This is a genomic window from Methanospirillum hungatei JF-1 (genome assembly GCF_000013445.1).
Lineage (GTDB): Archaea > Halobacteriota > Methanomicrobia > Methanomicrobiales > Methanospirillaceae > Methanospirillum > Methanospirillum hungatei.
In genome coordinates this window covers 3388357-3410562 of sequence record NC_007796.1, presented here as the reverse complement: position 1 = coordinate 3410562, position 22206 = coordinate 3388357, and the positions used below count along the sequence as shown (strand labels likewise).

Here is a 22206-nt window from a genome sequence, read left to right as displayed (position 1 = left end):
TCGCATCGGTGTTGATGATTCGGGCTTGGAGGATGTGATCCGGACCTATAAGGTTAAATCTGGGGTTTTTGCCAGGTCAGAACATAGATTTTATCCACTCAAAATTGATATTGATAGCATTTTTGGATAGAGTAGACCTCTTTCATAGGCTGTCGCTATGTCCGGATCTCTTTCTCATCGTGGAATTCCAGGTGGCGAATCCTGTAATGATAGCGTGCCTCTATATGCTTATTATTATTCGGATTTTAGGCAAACAGACTGTTAATTGAGGTTAGTTCTGATATTAAATCTAATTCGATCCCTTTGTCGCGTAATTTTCTGAATAGATGGTAATATACCCGTATTTATGTAATGCAAAATTGGGAATATGAGTAATATACTTATATTTATTTAACCCCACCTCAAGTTTAATTTTAAATTTTAAGATTATCTCTCGAATCACGTCAGAGGTTTGATTGGAGTCGATTTTTTTCGGGCAGGGCTTCGGAGGGAGAGGATCCAAAACTGGTTCTTCTTCAGGTTTACAAAGCCAATGACTTTAGGCCGGTTCTGTGTATGCCCGGATGTCCGGTTTTGGTCCGCAGTGGAGAGATCCCGGGTATTTTCTGCAGGAATGGTGCGGGCAAATCAACGCTAAAAAGGGATTATCACAGGCCCATGATTTCTTCCTTCGGTGAAGGAGTATTCTGGTGTATCTTTATTTGATTCGCCTTTCTGATGTTTACATCTTCATTTTTTGGAGAAATTCAAAATTATACTAGAGGCTGTTGCATAACTCTAAACCGATAGTACAATGAGGCAAAGTTCATAAATTTCATTGCCAATTAACGTTCCAACCGAATGGAAATTGTGCTCTTGAGGAAATGACATTTTAGTTGTGCAACAACCTCACTAATGAGCAAATAAAATAAATTTTCCCGAATACGTTCAAGAAACCTCTGATAATACTGAACTCTTGATTTTCCGGGTCTGGACCTTCCAAGGATAACTGGTGTGTTACAAAATGAATATGCCGGGTTGATACCCGGGATAAGTTTTAGATCTCGTATTCTGGCTGGAGAATGGCATGATACTGCACATAGAGGAGCTGACCGAATTGATAGCAGAGGATCGATTCGGGTTGTATACTATGATCTTCGCGTATACATACAACACCGGGTCCGTATCCATATGGCCTTCCTTTCCGCGTAATATTTAAAAAAGAGTGATTCAATAACCATTAATTCGATTGTCTTCAGTATTCTGTTCGTCATCTGGTTATTAAGATCCGGAATGCTCATGAAGTACTGGAATGGGCAAAATCTCCTGGAAAACTGTTAAACTCCTGAATTCAAGGCAAAGGGCAGTTGGGTTTGTACTCTTTTGGAGAGGATGATGAGGTCTCTTCATGCAGCAACACCAGCTTTGATTGAGTAAAATAAAGAGGAATTTATTCCCGGTATGTATGGTGAATTACCATATCTTCGGCTGAAAGTTTTCCTGGTTGATGATACTTGCACTATCTCCCGTTGCTCGTATGACAAAAAGTCCCTTTTTCTCTGCCATTGCTGCTGTGCCTGCATCTTCGGATATGAATGCCATCGCCCCGTAAATATTTTTATCTGAATATTCCGGCATCCAGTTTTTTGCCTGCTTCAGTTTTTTCAAAAAATCACGAACATCTCCTGGTCTTAAGGTTGTCTTTACCTCAATGATTACGATATCTGTCCCATTTATTGCGATAATATCAAATTCGTAGTCTATTCCATCACGTCGTCCCGTTCGTCGCCTCAGGGTATCAGTAACTTCTATCCCTCGTTCATTCAGAATTTTAATTACGTCTCCTTCTACCAGGGATTCCACAAGTTTGCCCCATTGTGAGGTGAATAATTGCTCGAGTTTGTTGAGTTTTTTATCCGTCTCTTTAAATTTATTATCCGTTTCCTGGAACTTTTCTGTTAATAATCTGTCAGTCTCCTGAAACTTTTCAGTCAGTATTTTATCCGTCTCTTTGAATTTTTTATCAGTCTCTTTGAATCTTTTATCCGTCTCCTGAAACATAAGCCATACTTTTTCGAATGAAAGGGGGCTATTGATAGATTCGGTGTCAGCTGGTGGGGATGAATTTGTCTTTGAGGATGGAACCATATCAGGATATATTGTCGGTATAATGCGAAATATCTATTCAAAGTTTTTCTATCTGATGAAGTTGAAGCATGAATAAAAGCACTTGGAACTAACTGATTTTAAGCTTTGATAGAGTACAAGTAAGGGGATTTTATTCCAGGTCCATATGGTGAATTACCATATCTTCGGCTGAAAGTTTTCCTGGTTGATGATACTTGCACTATCTCCCGTTGCTCGTATGACAAAAAGTCCCTTTTTCTCTGCCATTGCTGCTGTGCCTGCATCTTCGGATATGAATGCCATCGCCCCGTAAATATTTTTATCTGAATATTCCGGCATCCAGTTTTTTGCCTGCTTCAGTTTTTTCAAAAAATCACGAACATCTCCTGGTCTTAAGGTTGTCTTTACCTCAATGATTACGATATCTGTCCCATTTATTGCGATAATATCAAATTCGTAGTCTATTCCATCACGTCGTCCCGTTCGTCGCCTCAGGGTATCAGTAACTTCTATCCCTCGTTCATTCAGAATTTTAATTACGTCTCCTTCTACCAGGGACTCCACAAGTTTGCCCCATTGTGAGGTGAATAATTGCTCGAGTTTGTTGAGTTTTTTATCTGTCTCTTTAAATTTATTATCCGTTTCCTGGAACTTTTCTGTTAATATTCTGTCAGTTTCCTGGAACTTTTCTGTTAATAATCTGTCAGTCTCCTGAAACTTTTCCGTCAGTATTTTATCCGTCTCTTTGAATTTTTTATCAGTCTCTTTGAATCTTTTATCCGTCTCCTGAAACATAAGCCATACTTTTTCGAATGAAAGGGGGCTATTGATAGATTCGGTGTCAGCTGGTGGGGATGAATTTGTCTTTGAGGATGGAACCATATCAGGATATATTGTCGGTATAATGCGAAATATCTATTCAAAGTTTTTCTATCTGATGAAGTTGAAGCATGAATAAAAGCACTTGGAACTAACTGATTTTAAGCTTTGATAGAGTACAAGTAAGGGGATTTTATTCCAGGTCCATATGGTGAATTACCATATCTTCGGCTGAAAGTTTTCCTGGTTGATGATACTTGCACTATCTCCCGTTGCTCGTATGACAAAAAGTCCCTTTTTCTCTGCCATTGCTGCTGTGCCTGCATCTTCGGATATGAATGCCATCGCCCCGTAAATATTTTTATCTGAATATTCCGGCATCCAGTTTTTTGCCTGCTTCAGTTTTTTCAAAAAATCACGAACATCTCCTGGTCTTAAGGTTGTCTTTACCTCAATGATTACGATATCTGTCCCATTTATTGCGATAATATCAAATTCGTAGTCTATTCCATCACGTCGTCCCGTTCGTCGCCTCAGGGTATCAGTAACTTCTATCCCTCGTTCATTCAGAATTTTAATTACGTCTCCTTCTACCAGGGACTCCACAAGTTTGCCCCATTGTGAGGTGAATAATTGCTCGAGTTTGTTGAGTTTTTTATCTGTCTCTTTAAATTTATTATCCGTTTCCTGGAACTTTTCTGTTAATATTCTGTCAGTTTCCTGAAACTTTTCTGTTAATAATCTGTCAGTCTCCTGAAATTTTTCCGTCAGTATTTTATCCGTCTCTTTGAATCTTTTATCCGTTTCCTGAAACATAAGCCATACTTTTTCGAATGAAAGGGGGCTGTTGATAGATTCAGTGTCAGCTGGTGGAGATGAATTTGTCTTTGAGGATGGAACCATATCAGGATATATTGTCGGTATAATGCGAAATATCTATTCAAGGCTCGTCTAATTGATGAGGGTTAGAATATTCATTTGACTAAACCCCGATTGTGGGGCTACCTGGTACCTTACTGACAGTTATCTTTTGAAGGCTAATTATATAATTAAAATAAAATTACCCGAATTATATCTTCAACGGTTCAAAATCGAGGTCGTTTTAGGATTTAAATTCTCTCCGTATTGGTTTTCTTTCAGGTGCAATAATAATACTGATACACTCCGGTTATGTTGATGTCAATGCAACTAATGTCATAGGTAATTCAACAGAGATCACCTGCACAATCCCAGTCAAGGGATATATGCCTGGAAGATGGAATGTCGTGGATACTGCTCCAAATGGGCGATATGGTACATGAAAAATTGATGTACGATCATGAGGCGAGTTATTGATCCGGACATTTGAAAATCCTGTGAAGTACCTGATGTCGAAATGATTTCCATTCCGAAAACTTTTACGTGATATCCGCTAATTCTCCTGCCTCCCGGAGTTGGACTTTTGGTGATGGAACATCATCTGCAGAATAGAATACAACCTATACCTATGAGACAACGGGGACATATGATGTCTCCCGTACTGTCAGTGACGGGGTGACTGTCAGTATGGGTGGTAGTGCGGTCTCTGGAACTGCGGAGGAAAGGGGAATTGGTACCGGATTTCTGCGGTCAATCGAGTGGCACTAATACTGTTGTTCCGCCAGAGGATATAATCTATATAAGGTATTGGAGGGGTTGGTTGCCTAATAGGCTGTTTCGCAATATTTTATTCTATTTATGAGTTCTTGCGCACAGATCTGATTTTATATAATGATTGTGTATTATTGCATTAGGATTACTGAAGTGATTTCATACTATGATGTCTACATATACTTATATTATTGAATTCGTTTTCCGGTTCCTTCGTATGTCAGGTATCAATCCACGGGTGCTCTATCCCTGGCTATACCTTCGTCCAACGCCATATTTCGCTCAAGGTCTTGTATTAGAGGAGGAAAAATCATGAGATCAAACGCGCTTCGTCAAACCCGATCATATACTTCCGGGATAGGGTATACTGTTCTGTTGTTAATTATTACCGTCGCTCTTCTTCTGGTTTCCTGTAGTGGAATTGCCGGGGCCGAGTCTGTCCGTCCCCCGATAGTGGTCCCATCAGTGAGTGGGCCTGTTGTTGCTCCGCCTGGTCCGACGGGTGTGGTGCATTCGGATGGTACGTCTGTACTTTCCGAGACGCCGGTCAATATGAGTGAAATAAATCTTGAGTCGTTAGGTTATGTGAGTAGCACGGTGACCGTGGTTTCAGGTCCTCCAGCGTTTTTGAGTGGATGGAGTTATCGAAAGATTCATGCGATTGGTGGGAGTCCGGATGGGGATTTGACGAATTATCAGATGCGGTTTGTAGTCTGGCGAACGACCGGGACTGATTCCGGGGAGAATGTGTATGTTGGAACCAATGTCCGGGAAGATTATGGCGATCTCCGGTTTACTACGGTTGCTGGTGCCCAGATACCCTACTGGATTGAGTCGGTAAATGCGACCGCTGCGGTTGTGTGGGTGAAGGTTCCGAGTATTCCAAGGGCTGGGACGCAGATTGTGATGTATTATGGGAATCGGAGTGCAGTGAGTGAGAGCTCGGGGAGTGCTGTTTTTAATGTCTTTGAGGATTTTGAAGAGAGTGTGTTAAACGGTTGGACTCTGGATTCCGGTGTAACCGTCAGTCAGGTAACTGAGGGTTCAAACAAGGTTGGGCGGTTTACTTCAAACGGTGTTGCCGGTAGCGGAGCGTATAAATCCTGGACTGCTGGTTCCGGAATTATTGAATATTCCATCAAACCTGCCCAGACCACTGCGTATCATACTGTTTCAGCGTTTTCCGGCCATGCCTCCGGGGTAAAAGGTGCGTGGTTCTTTGCTGCAAATATTGGTAAATTCGGCTCTGCAACTCCTTCCTGGGCATATTTCACCAGTTATGTTGCAAATCAGTGGTATACTGTCCGGCTTGATCTAAAGGGGAACGGATATTATGATGCTTATGTCAATGGAGTGAAAATTGGGGCCGATTGGGCATATTATGGTGCAACCACTACTGACCGTCTAGGTCTTGTCGGGTGGACAACCGGAGGTCAGGCATACTATGATAACATCCGTGTCAGAAAGTTTACAAATACCAGACCTGTTCATGGAGGATGGTTAAGTGGAGTTACAACTGAACAATTGGCGGCCGATTTTAGTTTCACTCCGACAAGCGGTCAGTATCCACTCAATGTCACCTTCACCGATCTGTCCACTGGACCTATCACTTCTCGTAGCTGGGACTTTGGTGACAGTGGTAGTTCTACCGAACAAAACCCGTCTCACACGTTCACCGGTGCGAATACCTACTCTGTCACCCTCACGGTCAGTTCTACCTATGGACAATCACCCAGTTCAATCACAAAAACGATTGTAGTCTCTGCTCCTCCCAGTTTCCCTGCTGACTGGCAGAATCAAAAGATCTTTATCGTCTCATCTGGAACAGGCTCAACAGTTACCAACACTCCATTCAAACTCACCCTTTACCGGACAAGCGGGACAGATAGTGGGAATACTGTGTACCTTGGTAGTTCAGTTCGTTCAGACTTTGGTGATATCCGGTTTACTGATTCCGGAGGTTCACAAATTCCATATTGGATAGAATCCGTCAGTGATGGAGTTGCAGTTGTCTGGATAAAACCCTCAAGTATCAGCAGTACCGGAACTCAATTCAGTATATATTATAACTGTGCTGGAGCAACAAGTCAGTCTGATGGAAGTTCTATCTTCTCCGTCTTTGAAGACTTCGAAGAGAGTGTTTTATCCAGCTGGACTCTGGACTCCGGTGTTACGATGAGTCAGGTAACTGAGGGTTCAAACAAGGTTGGGCGGTTTACTTCAAACGGTGTTGCCGGTAGCGGAGCGTATAAATCCTGGACTGCTGGTTCTGGAATTATTGAATATTCCATCAAACCTGCCCAGACCACTGCGTATCATACTGTTTCAGCGTTTTCCGGTCATGCCTCTGGAATCAAAGGTGCATGGTTCTATGCTGCAAATAATGGTAAATTCGGTTCTGCAACTCCTTCCTGGGCATATTTCACCAGTTATACTGCAAATCAGTGGTATACTGTCCGGCTTGATCTAAAGGGGAACGGATATTATGATGCATATGTCAATGGAGTGAAAATCGGCACTGATTGGGCGTATTATGGTACAACAACCACTGACCGACTAGGTCTGGTTGGCTGGACAACCGGAGGTCAGGCATTCTATGATAACATCCGCGTCAGGCCTTATGTTTCAACTGAACCGGGAATCGAATGGATAGATCCCAGCACTCCTCTCATGGCCGATTTTAGTTTCACTCCGACAAGCGGTCAGTATCCACTCAATGTCACCTTCACCGATCTGTCCACTGGACCTATCACTTCTCGTAGCTGGGACTTTGGTGACAGTGGTAGTTCTACCGAACAAAACCCGTCTCACACGTTCACCGGTGCGAATACCTACTCTGTCACCCTCACGGTCAGTTCTACCTATGGACAATCACCCAGTTCAATCACAAAAACGATTGTAGTCTCTGCTCCTCCCAGTTTCCCTGCTGACTGGCAGAATCAAAAGATCTTTATCGTCTCATCTGGAACAGGCTCAACAGTTACCAACACTCCATTCAAACTCACCCTTTACCGGACAAGCGGGACAGATAGTGGGAATACTGTGTACCTTGGTAGTTCAGTTCGTTCAGACTTTGGTGATATCCGGTTTACTGATTCCGGAGGTTCACAAATTCCATATTGGATAGAATCCGTCAGTGATGGAGTTGCAGTTGTCTGGATAAAACCCTCAAGTATCAGCAGTACCGGAACTCAATTCAGTATATATTATAACTGTGCTGGAGCAACAAGTCAGTCTGATGGAAGTTCTATCTTCTCCGTCTTTGAAGACTTCGAAGAGAGTGTTTTATCCAGCTGGACTCTGGACTCCGGTGTTACGATGAGTCAGGTAACTGAGGGTTCAAACAAGGTTGGGCGGTTTACTTCAAACGGTGTTGCCGGTAGCGGAGCGTATAAATCCTGGACTGCTGGTTCTGGAATTATTGAATATTCCATCAAACCTGCCCAGACCACTGCGTATCATACTGTTTCAGCGTTTTCCGGTCATGCCTCTGGAATCAAAGGTGCATGGTTCTATGCTGCAAATAATGGTAAATTCGGTTCTGCAACTCCTTCCTGGGCATATTTCACCAGTTATACTGCAAATCAGTGGTATACTGTCCGGCTTGATCTAAAGGGGAACGGATATTATGATGCATATGTCAATGGAGTGAAAATCGGCACTGATTGGGCGTATTATGGTACAACAACCACTGACCGACTAGGTCTGGTTGGCTGGACAACCGGAGGTCAGGCATTCTATGATAATATCAGGGTCAGACCATATGTTGCCGCTGAACCTGGAATAGAATGGATTTCATAACTATTTTTCCATGAAATACCAGATCCTGATCTGATTTGAGGGCTATACTCTCTAGAAGATCCGGTTTTTTCATGGGAAAAAGTAAAGAAAATTATTATTGCACCTTTCATATTCTCGCTTCTATATTATGCTCTCAATATATATTTTCGATACTCCTTTATATGTGGTGCACAAATCTTTTTTTTTATAGATTAGAAGGATAGGGAGGATTTCAATTCTCCATATTCTCTTCATGGATTGTTAAAATGGTTCAAAAGAATATTTTTTTCCTAATTTTTTTAATTGTTGAGGCTGTTGCACAAACACAAAAAAAGCTTAATATAAATTATTAAAGCTTAATTATATATATTATTAAGATCAATATATTATATGTCTCATCGCTATAACATGATTAGAGGATATGGTAATGAACAACAATTTTTACTCCCTGTCAATGCGATGGACTGGCTATCTGAAAATGATATTACTTATGGCATATTAGAAATTCTTTCGATTCTCGATATTAGTCCATTTATTAATAAATATCGTGACGATGGTCGCGGTTCTGCCTTTTTTGATCCTCGTTCAATGCTTGGAATAATAATTTATTCAATGATTCGTGGAGAAAAATCTAGCAGAAAAATTGAGATGTGCTGCCATTATGATATTGGATATCGGATCGTCGCCAATAATCTTACACCTGACCATACAACGATCTATCGTTTCAAGAAGAATAATTCAAAAGAAATCAAATCCCTTTTTAAACAATTATCTCAAATTATCGTAGAATCCGGGATAGCAAGAATCGGTGTCCTAGCCCTCGATGGATCAAAATTTGGCTGTAATGCCTCTTTATCAGCCAATAAAAAATTAAAATACCTTGAAGCAGAGCTAGGTCGGCTTTTTGATGAATCACAGGAAATTGATGAGTTAGAAAACGATGATATAAATATTCAGGATATGGAGATTAACCGACTACCTGAGCATCTTTCAACAAAAGAAAAACGAAAGGAAGTTCTTAATCGGGCTAAAGAGAAATTAATTGAACGACATGATATCGAATCTAAAAAACAAGAAGAAAAGATTCTGGACCGCGAAAAAGAAGAATTAGAATCGGGTAAAAAGAAACGAGGTAGAAAGCCTTTAGAGCCTAAAAAAGAGCCATCTTCAGATTCAAAAGTAAATCTCACTGATCCTGAAAGTCAGATAATGTCAACCACCAATGGCTGGATTCAAGGGTATAATGGGCAGATTATCGTTTCTGAAAATCAATTTATCCTCGCTGCAATGATATCAGATGAGCAAAACGATAAAAAATTATTAATACCTATGCTAAATGAACTCGAAGACCTTTTTACGGGTATTCATCCATCAATTTCGCCTAATATACTACTATCTGATGCAGGTTATTTCTCATACCCGAATTCTTTAGCAGAATTGGATTATGGCATTCAACTCATCATCCCTCCTTCTAAAGAAAGAAAAATTCCAGAATATTCAGATAATGATGGGTATATCTCACGAATGGAAATGATATGTCGGGCGATTTGTATGGGAGAAATAATCACATTTCCGGAATTGCAAAGTATCGGGACGTTTGTTTGGCAATCTTTTATGAACAGAGAGAAACAAGCAACAACTCAGGAAATTTGTAAACGAGTTATGGAAGTACGTGTGAAATCCCCCACTGGTAGAGAGTTATATCGAAAACGAAAATACATGGTCGAACCAGTTTTTGGTAATATGAAACATAATATGAGGTTTAGGAGTTTCTCTCAAAAAGGGAAAGAGAATTGCGAGGGAGAATTCTTTTTAGCTGCATTAGTGCATAATATAAAAAAACTTATCAGATTTGAGGGTATAGTTAAAATTAAAGAATTTGCTACGAATATTATAAAACCGTCAAGAGGTTCAGGTTTTTCCTATATTTTTGCAAACACAGTATGTAAAGTGGGAATTGATACATGCAGGTTCATACATCAATTAGTCTATTTTGGTTGATAGCTTAAGGGGTAGAGATCGATCATTTGTGATCCTGCATGATATTGATCATTGGTGCAACACCCTCTGTTATCCTTATCAATTCTTTAGTTATGGCTGATGTTCAGGTTGATTTAGGTACTGGGTCTCAAAAAATTCTGTCAAAATCATGCGCAAATTCAGATAAAACGACAGCATATCAATCGTATCTTCTTTTAAATAATTCTCAGTCACTTACAAAAAAATCTACTGAAGAGCAATTATTTGGTTCAATTTCTCAAGATATTTTGTCAGTTTCTCCAAATGTAGAAAAAACTTCTACCGGAGACTTGGTTCGTTTTAATCCCTCTAATGAATTGAATACAATTAAGTGCGACAAGAAGCAGTAAATCGGATTGCGAACCCGGCTTAAAACCGGTAACGCCACCCAATCCATTCTGGGCGTCCCTACCTGCACGTGCGTGTTTAGTAATAAACGGGTGCGAAGCTGCAGGAACATACGTGGTGATTCCCATAGTCTCATTTGGATAAGCTGCCAGGGAAAGGTATCATGGACAAACAAACGTTGAACCGCTGCAGGATCGTTAATTATATCAGGAGGAAAGAGATTTGCCCCTGTCCCCACTGAGGGAGAATCACGGTATCAGTAGTTTGAATTATGCTGGTACGAATGGACGAAGCTGATTCCGGTCTATGGGCGGGTCCTAAAATACCACAATTATCCGATTTATTGAACTTGGAAAACCCAATACGCTCCTAAAAAAAAAAATTTTTTTTAGGTAAGAACCTTGTGAGAGGAACCACATGCGTAGTGGGAGTAGGAGGCTGCAAAACGCGAATGCCCGGCTGTAATGGCTGTGGATAGGGGTTCAAACTTTGCCCTGACCTGAAAGGGTGCCGACGTGCAGCTGGTTTTTCACGGCGAACAGGATGGTTTCAATGAACGGGATAAGTTCAATTACGCATAAAAGCGAGGACATCTCGGACAGAAAACTTGCAAAACAATGGAAGAAATTTCCATTTGCTAAAGCAAGAGATTATGTAAAGCGACTTCAGACACGTATCGCAAAAGCAGTGAAGAACGGCCAATATCGACTTGCAAGACGACTCCAGTATCTGCTTACACATTCGTTTTATGCAAAAATGTTGGCAGTACAACGAGTAACCAAAAACAGAGGTAAAAGAAGTGCAGGAGTAGATGGGGAAAAATGGACCACCCCTGAACAGAAAATGAAAGCAGCATTAACGCTTTCGGACAAGGGCTATCGGGCAAAACCTCTCCGGAGAATCTACATCCCTAAACCGCAATCGAGTAAAATGCGACCTCTTTCGATTCCAACCATGTATGACCGTGCTATGCAAGCTTTGTATGCAATGGCTCTTATGCCTTGGGCTGAGACCACAGCAGACAAGACATCATTCGGATTCCGAATGAAGCGAAATGCACAGGATGCTGCTTCATACACTTTTCAGTGCTTAAGCAGAAAGACTTCAGGTCAATGGATATTAGAAGGTGATATCCGCGGGTGCTTCGATAATTTCGCACACCAATGGATGCTTGATAACATCCCTCTTGACCAAAGAATCCTTAACCAATTCCTGAAAGCCGGCTATATTTATGATGGAATACTCTACCGTAACAAGTCAGGTACGCCCCAAGGCGGCTTAATTTCCCCCTTATTGGCTAACATGGCTCTTGACGGCATGGAAAGAATGTTGAAAGAACACTTTCCCGGAAATAAGGTTCATCTCATACGGTTTGCAGATGATTTTCTCGTAACGGCAGACTCACAGGAAACGGCACTCCAGTGCAAGGAACTCATCACTGAATTTCTTCATGAACGAGGGCTTGAACTCTCTGAGGAAAAGACCAAAATCGTTCATATCAACGAGGGGTTCGATTTCCTGGGCTGGAATTTCAGAAAATTCAAAGGCAAATTCCTGATACAACCTTCGAAGAAAGCTATTGCCGCAATCATTGATAAAGTAAGGGTAATCATTAAGTCGGCGAAGGCCTGGAAACAGGAAGACCTTATCAAAGCCCTAAATCCCGTAATTAAGGGATGGGCAATGTATCACCGGACGGTTTCTGCAAGTATGACCTTTGGGAAACTTGACTGGGTTGTCCGAAATATGTTGTGGAGATGGGCAAAGCGCCGTCATAATAATAAAGGGAAGAGATGGATTGCCAGAAAATACTGGCACCCAACACTTACCAGAAAACAGGTCTTTAGAACCTCTACTCTTATAGGAGTTACGCAGTTAACTTTTATTATAGAAAGATCTATATATATTGACAACGCCTATAATATACGTGCCTATAACGAAGCAGCCTTCAGATGTAGATTATATCAATTACCTCATCGCAGCTCGATGCGACGTTTCTTGTGTAAAAGTCGCTGATTGTTATTCGACGTCTGAATTCTCGATATCACATGATACCTTCAATCGATTCCTAACAAGACAGTCTCTAACTCCTGAGACGTTGTGGGCTGAAGTTGAGGCATATGTTGACAGAAAAAGGGGCTGGTTGGTTCTGGATGACACTATTCTAGATAAAAAACATTCCAAAAAAATCGAATGTACATATTACCAGTGGAGTGGAAAAGAGCACAAAGTAATCAAAGGAATAGGATTGATTACCTTAATTTGGACAGATGGAATCACTTCATTTCCAATTGATTATCGAATTTATGATAAGGATGTTGATGATAAGACCAAAAATGATCATCTCCAAGAAATGGCCTTGACAGCTTTCAAAAGAGGATTTACTCCTGCCTTTGTCATGTTTGATAGTTGGTATTCCGGAAATGAAAATTTGAAGTTGATTAACCGTCTTGGATGGTTTTATTTCACACGAGTTAAGAAAAATCGTATGGTCAATCCCGATGCCCAAGGTAATGTTCAAGTGTCATCATTAAATATACCAGAGGAGGGATTAGAAGTCCATTTAAAGAAATATGGATTTATTCGTCTTTTTCACTCACTAAATCGTAAAGGTGTAAGTAGATATTGGGCAACCAATTTTTTGCCGATGAATAATGAAGATAGGCTGGTTTTACAATCTATTTGCTGGACAATCGAGAATTATCATAGGGCTATCAAAGAACTATGTGGTGTCGAAAAATGCCAAGCTAGAAAGGGAATTATCCAACGAAATCATATTAATTGCTCACTTCGGGCATATTTACGATTCGAAGTCAATAAATTTTTGAATGGTGTTACTCCGTACGATGCTCAATGGCAAATCATAAAAGTTGGAATTTCAGAATATATTCAGAACCCAAAATATGCGCTATAAATTTTTTAGAGGTTGTTCTGCGTAACTCCTACTGGAATATCACGGTCACCAATACGAACATGGAATCCGGCAGTCTGACAAACGGATTTAGAATCACCAGATCCGGGACTCAAAGTAAGATCGGTATGTCAGATGGCAAGACCTGGCACCTTGATCTGAACGGAAACAATGTCTGGGACTCTTCGAGTGACCTTTCTGCCATCTTCGGTTCCGCCGGGTGGAAAGCTGTGTCTGGGGACTGGAATGGCGATGGGATCACCGAACTGGGTATATCAGATGGCAAGACCTGGTATTTTGACCTTGATGGGAATAATGTCTGGGATCCATCCATAGACAAAACCAGCATCTTTGGTCTTACCGGCTGGTTTCCGGTCAGTGGTGACTGGGACGGCGATGGAACAACCGATATCGGCGTTGTAAATGGGGATACCTGGTATCTTGATCTGAACGGCAATGCGGTCTGGGATGCATCAACAGACAAAACATTTAAATTTGGAGCATCCGGGTGGAAACCTGTCGCTGGTGACTGGAACGGAGATGGTAAAAGTGAGATCGGAATATCAGACGGCAAGACCTGGTATCTGGACCTGAACGGAAATAATATCTGGGAACCATCTCTGGATGCGAGTTCTGTCTTTGGTCTAACTGGCTGGCTTCCGTTTACCGGAGACTGGAACAGTGATGGTATTACCGAAATAGGAGTTGTCAATGGTAATACGTGGTATCTGGATATGGACGGAAACAATGTCTGGGATGCATCAATCGATAAAACCTTTATTTATGGTACATCAGACTGGTATCCGGTATCCGGTAACTGGGTATAGTCATTTTCCATTTCGGGGTTTTTCTATATGATATTACCCCTGAATTGTACCAATTTTTGCATTACCAAGGGATATTAAAAATGATAATCCCTAAAAAAATAAGTATACATGCTCCAATCTTTTTTAATGTCACTTTCTCATGCAATAAAAGCCATGAAAACAACACTATAACTACAAGGTTAAGTGATGCAATTGCATATAATAATTTTAAAGGTATTATTTTCAAAATATATACATTTATTATTGTAACTAGTAAAATTGATCCATATGCAATAATAGTGTATGGATTAAAATATGCGGTGAAAATAGAATCATTCTTATTTCCCTTATACATTGCTCCAATCTTTAGCAATACTTGACCAATGCCTGTAAAAAAAACAGTAAGGAACAAGAGTAAGAAGATGAATGTCATGATGCATTTTCCATTTCTTGTGACAGAACAAGTATCCCAAATAAAATAAAGATCAAACCGGCAATATTGAAAAACGTCACTCCTTCATGAAAAAAAACTGCCGAATATAAGAGTACAAAAAAATTTACCAGACCCATGAAAGGATACGCGAATGATAACGAAAAAAAGCGTAACGCCTGCTGCCATACAATAGCTTGAAGAACCAGGCAAAGAAGTCCGAGAATATAAAAGATATTTGTCAATATTTCAATTAGAGAAGGATTTGAAGACAGAGATAGTGTTGCATATTTCCCAATAATTCCACTAGCGGACTGGAATAATATCGAAAGAATGATAAAAGAGAAATTTAGACCCGTTTTCATTTTAAAGTTCAATTTCATCAATTACATATTGCTGCCCGTATGAAACTTCCATAAGGATTCTGCGAAGGTATTCACCAATTATTGCGATGGAAAATAAAATAGTCCCTCCTAGAAATGATAAGGCGACCATAAGGGAATTCCATCCCATTACTCCATATGATGGATCAATAATATACCTGCCAATTATCGATAATCCGTAACCAAGGCTAAAAAGACTGATGAAGATTCCGAAGAGTCCAATCATTACTAATGGGAGTGTAGAATAGTTTATTATGAGATTTAGTGAGAGTGATAAATATTTTCGGATATTGTAGTTTGACTTTCCATATTTTCTTGGGTTATGGGTTACCTCAACGTTAGTAATTTTTCTTGTTGGAACGCTTTTTTGCATCAATGCAGGTAAAAAAATATATGAGGATTTGATCGAAATCATATTTTTTACCACATCCCTTTTTAGTATTACGAAACTGGAAATAAATATGTCTGTAGGAATATCCAGAATATGGTGTATAAATCCTTGGTATCTCCTGCTAAAAAAATTTTCAATCGAACTATGATATTTAACTTTATATTTACCAAAAACAACAGAATATCCCTCCCAAATTTTATCAATTAATATCGGAATATCTTCTGGAGAATTTTGGAGGTCATCATCCATTACAATAATATATTCACCTTTAGCGTAAGAAAAACCACAAAGCAAAGCATTATGCTGACCAAAATTTTTAAGGAGGTGGATAATTTTTAGCTTATTTGTCGTTTGATGAAGTTTTTTTAATAAATTCCAACTATCATCATAACTACAATCATCAATCAAAATAATTTCAAATTGTTCGGTTATTAAAAACATTGAGGAAAGAATTCTATTGACTAACTCCTCAAGAGATTTTTCACTATTGTATACTGGAATGACGATTGAATATTGAATACAGTCATCATTGTTTTCCATTCCTCCACCCCCAAATATAATTCGGTGCTTTATCTCCACAGTTGAAAATTAAATCAATAATAGAAACCGAATGTTCAAATCCGTTCCACAATTGAGGATATTCAGGGTAACCAGAGTAGTCCTTGAATTCAAGTTCGATATTTGCATTAGAAAATTTGTCTATTTTTATATAATTCTTTGCTGCAGGGCCAGACATATATGAATTTGCTCCGATTTTTTGACAAATTCCAATTAACTTATCATCTTTTGTTCCATCTACGTTTAGATCTGTTGATTTTGAAAATTTCGTTTCTATTCCTAATATTTTTGAAATCTTTTTTATTGCAAATATATTCAATTCTGATAAAGAATCAAAATTTTTTATAAAAATATCTAAAAGCTCTTTTTTATAATTTTCATAATAATGAGCTTTACAATATGAGTGCTCAATTTGTCTTTTTTGTTTCTCGATCCAATTTGATGAATAATCAATCTTGACATCAAAAATTTTTTGATGAATCCCTCCTGTAACTGGGACTATTATCCATTTCGGACCATGAGGTGTTTTAATTCTATTTCGGTTTCTCCAGTCTTGTTTTGTATATTGAACATCCTCAAGAAAAACAAATACGTCCACATCGTGGATTATATCAAAATAACCTTTCCACGGTAAATAGTTTGATTGAATAATTGCCGCTTTCATTTTTGAATTCGTTATTAATTAATTGAATTAGGAAAATATTAAATTTTGACTTTTAAACTGTTATGATAAATTTTTTTTGCAGGATTTCCACTATAAACCCCTTTTTCATCAGTATCCGAATTTACAACAGAACCCTGACCGATTATTCCCATCTTTCGGATAATTACATGATCTTTTATAGTAGTATTCATCCCAACAAAGCAATATGGTTCAATTGTTACCATTCCTCCAATACACGCAGATCCCGCGATATAGCAATGATCTTTAATAAATGAATCATGAGCAATATAACTCGAACCATTTATTATTACATTATTCCCAATTTCTACAAATGGTTGAATAGTAGGATTCTCATGAATGAAACAATTTTCTCCAATTTTTAAATCTGGCCAATAATTAACTTTTGAACCAATATAGGAGATTAATTGATATCCCTTTTTCTTTGCATCATGATATTTTTGCGCTCTTATTGTATTAACTACTGAATAACCAATTGCGATAAACATTTTATATTCAGATGGTGGATATTGTTCCTCAATTTTCTCATATGGAAACACTGGAAGATTACAAAATTGATCTTCTTTGATATACTCTGAATCCACAGTAAAACCCATGATGTCGAAAACTGAATCGTTCAAAAGATAATAATATACCAACTGAGCAAAGGACGAATTCCCAAAAATTACCACTTTTTCCATAGAAATCACTTTTCCATTTATGAAGATTCAATTACTAATGAGCGTTAAATAGGAAAAACTGGAGAAAAAATACGTTTAGATTTTCGTTCATATATTAGTCTCCCATCCAAAAAATTTTATTTTAAGTCAATAACCGATTTATCTATATAAGATATAATTCATATGGTATCAAATATTGGTTGCGAAAAAGTATGTAAATAACTACCTTGTTAGTCAATGTGGATCAATTTAAATTTAAAAATTCTGTATTCAGAAAAAAGGACATTTTAATTTTGGACTTAAAAAAAGACGGAATATTTAGACAAATTATTAATTGGTTAATAAAATAATGATATGGGTGAATTTATGGATAATTATTTAGATGAATATGAAGAGGGATATAGTACAACAAATCAACACTGGATTGACAATCAACTCTCTATGGAATGGTATCCCCGTAGAATAATTGAAATTTCTGCATCGACTGGTAATGAATCGTTATTAGACTTAGGGTTGGGTCATGGAAAAACAACTGATTTTTTTGATAATTTTTTTAGAGATTATGAAGTGATTGAGGGTTCATCGCTCTTCATTAAAAAATATCAAATCGAAAATCCTGAATCAAAAATTATTTTTCATAATTGTTTTTTTGAAGATTTTAATTCGCCAAAAAAATGGGATCTAATAATAATGGGTTATATCCTTGAACATGTGAAAGATCCAGATCTCATTTTAAAAAAATATGCAGATTTTTTAAACCCAGGGGGTGCCATTTATATTGTGGTTCCTAATGCCGAATCACTTCATCGCAGGATTGGATATGAGGCAGGATTGTTAAATGATTTGTTTAAATTATCAAATGATGATTTGATGTTCGGTCACCAGAGATACTTTACTGTTAAAACTCTTACTGATTTCGTCCATTCGCATAACTTAAAAATCACAAGAATCGAAGGTATTTTTATAAAACCTATCACATCTCAACAGATACGAAAATTGGAACTATCATCAGAAATATTAATGGGTATGTGTAAGGTTGGTATTGAATACCCTGAACTTAGTAATAGCATTTTAATGGAAATAAAGAAAAAATGATAGAATTCAGGAAAAAATATCCCGCTTATTTTTTATTTTAAATTATCTGGCAACCATCAATACCTATAATCTGCCCGCTGATATAATCAGCAGATGATGAACTCAGGAAAACAATTACCTTTGCGATATCTTCTGCAGTACCAATACGACCAAGATTAATATTATTCAATAATCGTTGCTTCTTTTCTTCCTTAACATCTTTTGTAAGATCTGTGTCAATAAAACCAGGTGCCACCGCATTGACTGTTATCCCATATTCGTCAGATCTATTACAATTTTATATAATAGTAAACTATATAACTAAGAAGATCCCCATTACTATAATTAATGAAAGATGAGGATGTTTCATTAGAAATAGACTCCATAAAAACCATTGATCATCTTGGAATCGTTGCAGGCACGTTCCATAAGCTTGGTTTAGCTCCTATAATTGACCGGGCAATCCCTAAAATTGGTCAACATCAAATATCAAGTTCTCAAATTTTATTAGCCCTCATTCTCAACGGACTTGGATTCACAGAGAGACGACTCTATCTTTTTCCCGAATACTGCAAGCATCTTGATTTGGAACGTCTCATAGGTCCGGATATTTCTGCAAAAAATCTAAATGAATCAGTCATTGGTCGCCTTTTGGATACGATATATGCATATGGCCCCAGCAAGCTCTTTACTGATCTTGTCACCCAGATGTTTACTGTTTACAAAGATGGAGTACAGCTTTGTCATGTTGATACAACCAATTTCAGTGTTCATGGTGAATATGGAAATGAATCCGGAGATGGATGTATCAAAATTACAAAGGGACATCCAAAAGACAAACGCTGGGATTTAAACAGATTTGCCTTAAGTATGGTGGTTAACCAACACGGGATACCGATTTTTGCTCGTGCACACGATGGCAACGAATCAGATAAGGAAGTTCTTGTGCAAACAATCCTATCATTGCAAGATTCATTCACATTTGATCCTGATGTAATCTTCATGGGTGACAGTGCCCTGTATACTGATAAAAACATCAAAACCCTCGGTCCGGAAACAAGGTGGATATCAAATGTCCCAGCCACAATAAATGAGATGACAGAGTTACTCAAATCTGATCTTCTCTTCACTCCTACCTCAGATCCACGGTATTCTTGCAGTAGCGTTGACTCACATTATGGTGGTGTTCCTCAAAAATGGATTGTTGTCTCATCTGAAGAGATGAAAGCTCGAGAATTGAAGACGTTTGAGAAAAACCTCCCTGTGAGGTTCAAAGCCGCATTAAAAGGGTTAAAACAGATTTCTAAAGTATGCTATGCATGTGAAACAGATGCCAATAACGCTCTCTTACGCTATCTTAATGAAACACCTTTAGTAAAATTGGTGGATTCAAGGATCAAGGTCAGTTATAAACGGGAAAATGGTAAGAAGGGGCGCCCAAAAGCAGGAGAAACGTTAATCCCACAATATTCGATCGATGCAAGGGTTGAACTTGCTCAGGATTTCGTTGAAAGTGAAAAACAGTATCTGGGCAGATTTATTCTTGCAACGAATGTTTTGAGTTTGGATTCTGAAACGGTTCTGAATCACTATAAAGGACAGATGCTTGTCGAAAAAGGTTTCCGGTTTTTAAAGGACAAATCATTCCGGGTTGCTGAAGTTTATCTGAAAAGTGAAAAAAGGATCGAGGCTTTATGTATGGTTATGGTTCTCTGCCTCATGGTTTACTCATATACTGAAATGCTGCTGCGAAAAAGGCTGAAAGAAGAAGATGAAACGGTGTTGAATCAGAAGAAGAAACCTACCTCTCGTCCAACGCTCAAATGGATTTTTTTTAAATTCAGAGAGATTAAGAGGGTGTTGCATGACTAAAATTTGGAAAATTTTTGGTAAGTACTTTTTCTTATCAACATCTTTAGAAAATTGTCTCCGATCATTCTGCCCAAAGATGATAATGCATCGGACAATATTGAATAAGGTATTCTAATACCCACTCCCTTATTACAGATAATATGCCGCTTCTTTTGCAGGATCAGTTCTCTGAATTTCTTCAACTCCCCTCTTGAACAGACCTTCCGAAGATTCTGTGTTAAACAAATCAAACTCCATTCATCCTGACAATGTGATATTCCCCTTCTCTGCAATTTTCTTAAATTGCGATTTTCTTTAATCCATCCAAATGCGGGTTCAACAATCGTTTTTCGTTGTGAATATGTCTTTTTGGCACCATACGGAGTCATTGTCACTTCCATAATCCCTTTAGCAATAGAAGCGGGTGTTGGAATATTATCATCTTGAATGAGATTTCTCGTACACCAATCACCAATAGATGCTAACGTTGGAATACTGCAAATGCCATCAAAAAGTTGATCGGAAATTCGTTCAAGTTCAAGTAAACTTCTCTCGAGGCCTCTAATACTGAAAATATCTGGTTCATGGCATGTAGAACAGAGAAATCCAATATCCTGCTGTTTCATATACAGATAGTTTTCATAGCTCCAATAACCAGCATCAGTAAGTAAATTAAGATATTCAAGCGATAAGCCGGTTAATTGAGCAATTTCCTCTAATCTTTCATAACATGGTTGAAGTAATCTGTAATCAACGGGTGAATTACTTAAAAACGGAACCAGAATATAGCCATCCTGGTTTACAATTATCTGGCCATTATATCCTTGAATACAACCAGGCCCACTTTTCATTATTGAACTATCAGGATCTGTAGTGTTTGCAAGACTTTGCTCATCAGGGTTTTTTGCAGGCTTTTTAGGTTTTCTACCTCGTTTCCTTTTTCCAGACTCTCTCTCCTCTTCCTCCCTTTGGGCAATCTTCTCTTCCTTTTTTTGGGATTTCTCCTTATGTTCAGCCTCAAGTCGTTCTTTTGCTTGAATGAATCGTTTTATCCTTTTTGAGTGAGTCTTAAAATCATCGGGAACCTCGTTACCTGATTTATCCGGGCCATAAAGACGATCCTCGACATCATCTTTTTCTTGGACTTCCTTTAGATATTTTTGAATTTCTCCCTCAATCTTTTCATATGGCATGTTCGATCCAAGTGAAGCATTCGCCTTTAGTTTTGTTCCATCCAAGGCGAGAAGGACGTTATTGATTAATCCTGCTTCATTAAGGAGAGTCAATACTGGAATGAAAAGTTGTCCAATAAAAGAACTGTTTTTCTTGATAAATCGCGAGATTGTGGAATGGTCTGGGAGAGAATTGCGGGTTACTATTCTAAATCCTACATCGTATCTGCATTTATTCTCTATTTGACGGCTTGAACGAACTCCATTAAAATATGAGTAAATGATCAAACCAGTCATTATTTCTGGATGATAAAATGCCGCACCTTGGCCGTCTTCCCGGTATTCCTTATATAATGGGGATAGGTCGAGAATTGAGATTAAATCAATTAATATATGGCAGAAATCATCACTCGGAACCCAGTCTCTAATATCCTCAGGGAGAAGGTAAAGTTGTTCAAAATCCCGACCTATCGTATTATACATTGAGTATATGTTGGACGTACTAAGGTAAAGTACTTTTGATTGACCTTAGTTAAAAAATTATGGGGGGATCTGAGTTGTGCAACACCCTCTTAAGTCATGTATTAT

General features: G+C 38.5%; 17 protein-coding genes. 8 read left to right on the top strand and 9 right to left on the bottom strand.

Annotated elements, in window-relative coordinates:
• Positions 1-1452: 1452 nt before the first annotated feature.
• From MHUN_RS16315 to MHUN_RS16305, 3 genes are all read right to left on the bottom strand, one after another.
• Positions 1453-2127: a hypothetical protein gene (locus MHUN_RS16315; protein WP_011450061.1), complete on the bottom strand. Its 675-nt coding sequence runs from the start codon at positions 2125-2127 to the stop codon at positions 1453-1455.
• 153 nt (positions 2128-2280) lie between these two features.
• The gene (locus MHUN_RS16310; RefSeq protein ID WP_011450060.1) at positions 2281-2988 is read right to left on the bottom strand and encodes a hypothetical protein; all 708 of its coding nucleotides are present in this window, start codon (positions 2986-2988) and stop codon (positions 2281-2283) included.
• Positions 2989-3141: 153 nt separating this feature from the next.
• Positions 3142-3828: a hypothetical protein gene (locus MHUN_RS16305; RefSeq protein ID WP_011450059.1), complete on the bottom strand. Its 687-nt coding sequence runs from the start codon at positions 3826-3828 to the stop codon at positions 3142-3144.
• Positions 3829-4866: 1038 nt separating this feature from the next.
• Between MHUN_RS16305 and MHUN_RS19330 the strand changes: the two genes are divergently transcribed.
• The 6 genes from MHUN_RS19330 to MHUN_RS16275 all read left to right on the top strand — a co-directional run bounded on the left by MHUN_RS19330 (position 4867) and on the right by MHUN_RS16275 (position 14439).
• A complete protein-coding gene (locus MHUN_RS19330; RefSeq protein ID WP_011450058.1) occupies positions 4867-8355 on the top strand; it encodes a DUF2341 domain-containing protein in 3489 nt (1162 codons plus the stop codon).
• 369 nt (positions 8356-8724) lie between these two features.
• Positions 8725-10335 carry an IS1182-like element ISMhu2 family transposase gene (locus MHUN_RS16295; RefSeq protein WP_011447087.1) on the top strand — a complete coding sequence of 537 codons (1611 nt, stop codon included), beginning with the start codon at positions 8725-8727 and terminating at the stop codon, positions 10333-10335.
• Between the two features lie 38 nt (positions 10336-10373).
• Positions 10374-10703: a hypothetical protein gene (locus MHUN_RS18805; RefSeq protein WP_143709555.1), complete on the top strand. Its 330-nt coding sequence runs from the start codon at positions 10374-10376 to the stop codon at positions 10701-10703.
• Positions 10704-11253: 550 nt separating this feature from the next.
• Complete coding sequence (gene ltrA / locus MHUN_RS16285) at positions 11254-12717, top strand: group II intron reverse transcriptase/maturase (RefSeq protein WP_011450057.1); 1464 nt, start codon at positions 11254-11256, stop codon at positions 12715-12717.
• On the top strand, positions 12629-13615 hold the full coding sequence (locus MHUN_RS16280) for an IS701 family transposase (RefSeq protein WP_011449276.1): 987 nt from the start codon (positions 12629-12631) through the stop codon (positions 13613-13615). Before ltrA ends, MHUN_RS16280 begins: the two co-directional genes overlap by 89 nt.
• 59 nt (positions 13616-13674) lie before the next feature.
• Positions 13675-14439, top strand: a complete 765-nt coding sequence (locus MHUN_RS16275; RefSeq protein WP_011450056.1) for an FG-GAP repeat domain-containing protein — start codon at positions 13675-13677, stop codon at positions 14437-14439.
• Positions 14440-14500: 61 nt separating this feature from the next.
• Here the strand turns inward: MHUN_RS16275 and MHUN_RS16270 are convergent, their stop codons facing one another.
• The 4 genes from MHUN_RS16270 to MHUN_RS16250 all read right to left on the bottom strand — a co-directional run bounded on the left by MHUN_RS16270 (position 14501) and on the right by MHUN_RS16250 (position 17542).
• Positions 14501-14851 (bottom strand): EamA family transporter, encoded by a 351-nt coding sequence (locus tag MHUN_RS16270; RefSeq protein WP_048067635.1) that lies wholly within the window; start codon positions 14849-14851, stop codon positions 14501-14503.
• Between the two features lie 363 nt (positions 14852-15214).
• Positions 15215-16162: a glycosyltransferase family 2 protein gene (locus MHUN_RS16260; RefSeq protein WP_011450055.1), complete on the bottom strand. Its 948-nt coding sequence runs from the start codon at positions 16160-16162 to the stop codon at positions 15215-15217.
• A complete protein-coding gene (locus tag MHUN_RS16255; protein ID WP_011450054.1) occupies positions 16149-16844 on the bottom strand; it encodes a WbqC family protein in 696 nt (231 codons plus the stop codon). Before MHUN_RS16255 ends, MHUN_RS16260 begins: the two co-directional genes overlap by 14 nt.
• Positions 16845-16882: 38 nt before the next feature.
• A complete protein-coding gene (locus MHUN_RS16250; protein WP_011450053.1) occupies positions 16883-17542 on the bottom strand; it encodes an acetyltransferase in 660 nt (219 codons plus the stop codon).
• A gap of 333 nt (positions 17543-17875) precedes the next feature.
• Here MHUN_RS16250 and MHUN_RS16245 point away from each other — a divergent pair, with 333 nt between their 5' ends.
• Positions 17876-18616 carry a class I SAM-dependent methyltransferase gene (locus MHUN_RS16245; RefSeq protein ID WP_011450052.1) on the top strand — a complete coding sequence of 247 codons (741 nt, stop codon included), beginning with the start codon at positions 17876-17878 and terminating at the stop codon, positions 18614-18616.
• A 37-nt stretch (positions 18617-18653) separates the two neighbouring features.
• Here the strand turns inward: MHUN_RS16245 and MHUN_RS16240 are convergent, their stop codons facing one another.
• Positions 18654-18866, bottom strand: coding sequence for an SDR family oxidoreductase (locus MHUN_RS16240; RefSeq protein ID WP_083758495.1), 213 nt, complete (start codon positions 18864-18866; stop codon positions 18654-18656).
• 77 nt (positions 18867-18943) lie between these two features.
• Between MHUN_RS16240 and MHUN_RS16235 the strand changes: the two genes are divergently transcribed.
• Positions 18944-20467, top strand: coding sequence for an IS1634 family transposase (locus tag MHUN_RS16235; RefSeq protein ID WP_011450051.1), 1524 nt, complete (start codon positions 18944-18946; stop codon positions 20465-20467).
• Here MHUN_RS16235 and MHUN_RS16230 read toward each other — a convergent pair.
• On the bottom strand, positions 20464-22101 hold the full coding sequence (locus MHUN_RS16230) for an IS1182-like element ISMhu1 family transposase (protein WP_011447217.1): 1638 nt from the start codon (positions 22099-22101) through the stop codon (positions 20464-20466). The two genes, MHUN_RS16235 and MHUN_RS16230, sit on opposite strands and share 4 nt — an antisense overlap.
• Between the last annotated feature and the right edge of the window lie 105 nt (positions 22102-22206).

Bases quoted from the DNA above. Each gene is read 5' to 3' on its own strand.
- MHUN_RS16315 (WP_011450061.1), bottom strand. From the start codon at position 2,127: ATGGTTCCATCCTCAAAGACAAATTCATCCCCACCAGCTGACACCGAA.
- MHUN_RS16310 (WP_011450060.1), bottom strand. From the start codon at position 2,988: ATGGTTCCATCCTCAAAGACAAATTCATCCCCACCAGCTGACACCGAA.
- MHUN_RS16305 (WP_011450059.1), bottom strand. From the start codon at position 3,828: ATGGTTCCATCCTCAAAGACAAATTCATCTCCACCAGCTGACACTGAA.
- MHUN_RS19330 (WP_011450058.1), top strand. From the start codon at position 4,867: ATGAGATCAAACGCGCTTCGTCAAACCCGATCATATACTTCCGGGATA.
- MHUN_RS16295 (WP_011447087.1), top strand. From the start codon at position 8,725: ATGTCTCATCGCTATAACATGATTAGAGGATATGGTAATGAACAACAA.
- MHUN_RS18805 (WP_143709555.1), top strand. From the start codon at position 10,374: ATGATATTGATCATTGGTGCAACACCCTCTGTTATCCTTATCAATTCT.
- ltrA (WP_011450057.1), top strand. From the start codon at position 11,254: ATGAACGGGATAAGTTCAATTACGCATAAAAGCGAGGACATCTCGGAC.
- MHUN_RS16275 (WP_011450056.1), top strand. From the start codon at position 13,675: ATGGAATCCGGCAGTCTGACAAACGGATTTAGAATCACCAGATCCGGG.
- MHUN_RS16270 (WP_048067635.1), bottom strand. From the start codon at position 14,851: ATGACATTCATCTTCTTACTCTTGTTCCTTACTGTTTTTTTTACAGGC.
- MHUN_RS16260 (WP_011450055.1), bottom strand. From the start codon at position 16,162: ATGGAAAACAATGATGACTGTATTCAATATTCAATCGTCATTCCAGTA.
- MHUN_RS16255 (WP_011450054.1), bottom strand. From the start codon at position 16,844: ATGAAAGCGGCAATTATTCAATCAAACTATTTACCGTGGAAAGGTTAT.
- MHUN_RS16250 (WP_011450053.1), bottom strand. From the start codon at position 17,542: ATGGAAAAAGTGGTAATTTTTGGGAATTCGTCCTTTGCTCAGTTGGTA.
- MHUN_RS16245 (WP_011450052.1), top strand. From the start codon at position 17,876: ATGGGTGAATTTATGGATAATTATTTAGATGAATATGAAGAGGGATAT.
- MHUN_RS16235 (WP_011450051.1), top strand. From the start codon at position 18,944: ATGAAAGATGAGGATGTTTCATTAGAAATAGACTCCATAAAAACCATT.
- MHUN_RS16230 (WP_011447217.1), bottom strand. From the start codon at position 22,101: ATGTATAATACGATAGGTCGGGATTTTGAACAACTTTACCTTCTCCCT.